The 4,263-nt window shown below is 69.9% G+C and carries 5 protein-coding genes and 1 rRNA gene; 3 read left to right on the plus strand and 3 right to left on the minus strand.

The window, feature by feature from the left end; genetic code table 11:
- From rrf to RL72_RS00200, 3 genes are all read left to right on the plus strand, one after another.
- A 5S ribosomal RNA gene (gene rrf, locus RL72_RS18985) occupies positions 1-83 on the plus strand; the annotation flags it as partial.
- A 266-nt stretch (positions 84-349) separates the two neighbouring features.
- On the plus strand, positions 350-745 hold the full coding sequence (locus RL72_RS00195; protein ID WP_045248785.1) for a four-helix bundle copper-binding protein: 396 nt from the start codon (positions 350-352) through the stop codon (positions 743-745).
- A gap of 264 nt (positions 746-1,009) precedes the next feature.
- Positions 1,010-1,498 (plus strand): FBP domain-containing protein, encoded by a 489-nt coding sequence (locus tag RL72_RS00200; RefSeq protein ID WP_045248786.1) that lies wholly within the window; start codon positions 1,010-1,012, stop codon positions 1,496-1,498.
- Between the two features lie 63 nt (positions 1,499-1,561).
- On the opposite strand, the gene RL72_RS00205 is transcribed toward RL72_RS00200, so the two are convergent.
- The 3 genes from RL72_RS00205 to RL72_RS00215 form a co-directional block, all read right to left on the minus strand.
- Positions 1,562-1,909: a hypothetical protein gene (locus tag RL72_RS00205; protein ID WP_045248787.1), complete on the minus strand. Its 348-nt coding sequence runs from the start codon at positions 1,907-1,909 to the stop codon at positions 1,562-1,564.
- Positions 1,910-2,031: 122 nt separating this feature from the next.
- The gene (locus RL72_RS00210; protein ID WP_045248788.1) at positions 2,032-2,457 is read right to left on the minus strand and encodes a pyridoxamine 5'-phosphate oxidase family protein; all 426 of its coding nucleotides are present in this window, start codon (positions 2,455-2,457) and stop codon (positions 2,032-2,034) included.
- 52 nt (positions 2,458-2,509) lie between these two features.
- The gene (locus RL72_RS00215; protein WP_045248789.1) at positions 2,510-4,201 is read right to left on the minus strand and encodes an amidase; all 1,692 of its coding nucleotides are present in this window, start codon (positions 4,199-4,201) and stop codon (positions 2,510-2,512) included.
- Positions 4,202-4,263 lie beyond the last annotated feature (62 nt).

Consider the following 4,263-nt stretch of genomic DNA (forward strand, 5'->3'; position numbering starts at 1 on the left):
ACATTCCGAACCCGGAAGCTAAGCCTCACAGCGCCGATGGTACTGCAGGGGGGACCCTGTGGGAGAGTAGGACACCGCCGGACTTCCTTTAACAGAAAGGCCACCCAACGCAGGGTGGCCTTTCTGCATTTCACCACGAGACGATTCAAGGCCGCCCTTCCGGCGGCCTTTTTTCGTGCGTGCGCGGCCCCGCGACCTCCGCCGCTGCGCGGCGGGATTCGCGTGCACGCGCCCGTGCACCGTCGACGCACCCGTCCGCGATCGGGCATCGACGGGAGGAGTCGACGGGGCTACCCTGTCGTCAGACGGACGGATCGCCCGCCTCCCTGGTGGAACGAAGGAGCTCGTGATGGACGCGATGATGATGGACTCGATGAAGAGCATGGACATGATGCCCGGCATGCAGGCGATGGACATGTCGCTCATGCAGGCCTGTATGGACGCGTGTTCGGCGTGCGAGCAGGCGTGCACGATCTGTTCGACGCAGATGATGGACTGCTCGCCCGCATGCATGAACTGCGCCGACATGTGCAACACGATGATGCGCTCGATGATGCGCATGCAGGGGATGACCCCGGCCGTGATGATGTCGATGCTCGACGCCTGCATGGCGATGTGCCAGCTCTGCATGGACATGTGCATGCAGCACGAGGCCCACAGCGAGGTCTGCCGGATGTGCGCAGCAGCGTGCAAGGCGTGCATGGATGCCTGCATGGCGATGCGCGATTCGATGATGGTCGCCTGACCACCCACGCGTTCAGCGCTCGGCACACCAGGGTGCCATAGGATCGAGACATGCTGTTCGTTCGTGACGCCCGTGCGGCGTCGAAGGAGGTAGCCGGCGCGTTCTGCGCCGGTGGCAGAGGCTGACGCCCCCGCCGGCGAGGTGACTCGTCGGCGAGTTCGTCGCGCCCGCGTGATCAGTCCGCGGGAACTTCTCGGCTGTCGGAGACAGCCGCTTCTTCCGGTCTGCCCCGCAGGCCCCACGACATCGCACAGAGAGCACGACATGCTTCCCATCGACGAGCGCGCCATCCGCGCGTCCTTCCGCAACGCCTCCCGCAAGGAGTCCTCTTCCCTCACGCTTCCGCCGGGCTTCGGCGAGCTCGACTTCTCGACCCTCGACTACCTCGGCTGGTCCGACCCCAAGATGCCCCGGCGCGCCTATGTCGTCGCGCATCGCGAAGACGGGACGCCGATGTCCGTGCTGCTCCAGCAGGCGGAGCAGCGAACACTCGCGCGCGCCCAGTGCTCGTGGTGCGAGGACGTCACCCTCCGCAACGACGTGCAGTTCTTCGCGGCGCGCAAGGCGGGGCCGTCCGGGCGCAACGGCAACACGCTCGGCGTGCTGATCTGCGCGAACTTCGGGTGCTCGGCGAACGTGCGCCGGCTGCCGGCCCTGGCATACGAGGGGTATGACCGAGAGGCCGCCCGAGAGCTGCGGATCCTGCGTCTGCAGGAGCACGTGCAGGGCTTCCTCCGCGAGCTCGAGGTCTGACCCGCGGGAGCGGGTGACCCCACGCGGTCACCCGCTCCCGCGACCTGCGTTCCGCGGGGGTCGTCAGGCGCGCGCCACGTTGTAGCGGAGCGCGCCGATCGCCAGCACGTTCCACCGCGTGTGCACGGCGACAGGCTGTCCGGGCTCGACCTCGAGCGCTGCGCCGCCGGCGTTCCAGAGCGAGAGGATCTCGCCCTCGAGCGTCTGAACCTGCACGATGCCCGCCGCACGGTCGAGGCCGGTCACGAGCGCGTCGGTCCAGCCCGCGGTCGTCGCAGCGGCCAGACGTGCCTGGATGAGATGCAGCGCGTGCCCCGGAGCGAAGGAGGAGCAGACGTCGCCGTGGTCGCACATGCACGCCGCAGCCTGTCGCGCCGGAACGGGCGAGAGCTGAGCGCGGGGCGTGGTCACGATGGTCTCCTCACAGGATCGGTGCGATCAGGCTACGTCCGGGCGTGTCGCCGAGGAAACGGTCGTGAAATGTGACGACACACGGAGAGCAGGCAGAGCGCGCCGAAGCACGGAGGCCCGAATCAGTCGGCGGCGAAGGTGGCCTCGACGGCACGGGGCTCGCGGGAGACGTCGTAGTCGCGCATCCACTCCGGGCGGATCATGATGAGGATGAAGCCTTCGGCGAGCGATCGCGATCCGGGGAGCTGCGCGTCATAGGCGGCGCCGAGCCGGGCGCGGTCGTCGCCCTCGAGCAGTTGCGCTCTGCCCTCGACCTGCAGGCTGCGCACGTCCCCGGCGCCGATGACGAGCGCGGCGCGGGGGTTCACCCTCAGGTGCGCGACCTTGCGTGCCGTGGACGGCGCGTTCACGATCAGGGTGCCGTCGTCGAGGACGGCGATGCCGACGAGTGCGGCCTCCGGAGCGCCGTCCGCGGCGGTCGTCGCGAGGACGCCCCGCCGTTCCCGGCGCACCGTCTCCACGAGGGTGCGCAGCGGAGTCGGTTCCATGCGCTCACGATAGCGTGACGGTCCTCGCCGCGGCGGGGGACGGGGCGACGCCTCAGAGCCGGGGAGTGCGCGGCGGCGACGTGCGCCGGTCGCCGGTCGCCTCGACGGCGGCCGCGAGCTGCAGCAGCCGCGTGTCGTCATAGGCGCGGCCCGAGATCGTCAGGCCCACCGGCATCGCGATGTCCGAGAGGGTGCCCATGGGCACCGTCACGGAGGGGATGCCGAGGTGCCGCGGCACGATGTTGCCGTTGGCGACCCAGACGCCGTTGCGCCAGCCCTGATCGGCGGAGGTGGGGTTGACATCCATGTCCGCCGGGCCGATGTCGGCCATGGTCGGGTGGATGACGGCATCCAGCCCGAGGCGATCCATCCACTCCTCGACGTCGATGCGGCGGGTCTCCTCAAGCCCGCGCAGTCCCTCCTCCATGAGCGGGATCGTCGTCATGTCAGTGACGGGGTGTGCGCGGAAGAGGTCGGGCAGCTCGTTGATGTCGTCGTCGAAGCCGGTGTAGCGGTCGGGCAGTGCGCCCGGGGGCGCGGGGAAGATCTGCGCGCCGTCGACCTGCGCCAGGGTGTTCAGCGCAGGGTCGCCGTTCGCGTCGAGGAAGTCGTTCCATCCCCAAGCGCACAGCTCGATGACCTCACTGCGCAGGAACTCCGGCGGAACGATGCCGCGGGTTGCGATGGTCGGCGCTCCGGCGCGGTCTCCCTCATAGTTCGAGACGGCGGGGAAGTCGACCTCGACCACCTCGGCGCCGGCCGCCTCCAGCGCGGCACGGGTGGCGCGCCACAGCTCCATGACCGACTCGCGGGTCTCGATGCGCTGCCCCGTCGGCCCGCCGATCCCGGTGCCGGTGCCGGCCTCGGGATCCGCATTGATGAACATCCGGGGGACGCCGAACCGCTTGCCGTGCAGATCCGCGGGCTCGAGGGCGACATACGACTCGGGGCGGACTTCGGATGCCGTCGGCAGCGGCACCCACGGCTGCGCCCGCCAGAAGTCCCCGCGGGTCGTGTGATCGTCGGCGACGACCACGTCGAGGATCTCGAGCAGATCGGCGACCGAGCGGGCGTGCGGCACGACGATGTCCTGCGTCGGCACGAGCGGCCAGTTGCCGCGGACGGAGATGACCCCTCGGCTGGGACAGTAGGCGACGAGCGCGTTGTGGGATGCGGGCGCCCGTCCGCTGGACCAGGTCTCCTCGCCCAGGCCGAAGGCGGCGAACGACGCTGCCGTGGCCGTGCCGGATCCGTTGGACGAACCGGATCCGAAGGCGCTCGTCAGCCAGTCCGCGTTGTACGGGCTCTCCGCGCGGCCGTACACGCCGCGCTGCATGCCGCCGTTCGCCATCGGCGGCATGTTGGTGAGGCCGAGGCAGATCGCGCCCCCCGCTCGCAGACGCTCGATCGTGAACGCGTCGCGCTGGGCGACGAGCTCTGCGAACGCGGGGGACCCGGCCGCCGCGGTCAGCCCGCGCACGAGGTAGCTGTCCTTCGCGGTGTAGGGGATGCCGTCGAGCGGACCCAGGGTCTCGCCGCGGGCGCGCCGCGCGTCGGATGCTTCAGCCTCTGCACGCGCCTGCGGATTGCGCACGACGACCGCGTTCAGCGCGGTCTCGGTGTCGGGTCCGTCATAGGCGTCGATGCGGGCGAGATAGGCGTCGACCAGTTCGACGACCGTGGTCTCGCCGGCCTCGAGGGCCTCGCGCAGGCGGGCGATGGGGGTCTCGACGACGTCGAACATGAGCGGATCCTTCGATCGTGCGTCTGTTTGCGCCGAACCGTGGCGTTGCACCCCTGAATCGC

The sequence above is a fragment of the Microbacterium azadirachtae genome (assembly GCF_000956545.1).
GTDB lineage: Bacteria > Actinomycetota > Actinomycetes > Actinomycetales > Microbacteriaceae > Microbacterium > Microbacterium azadirachtae.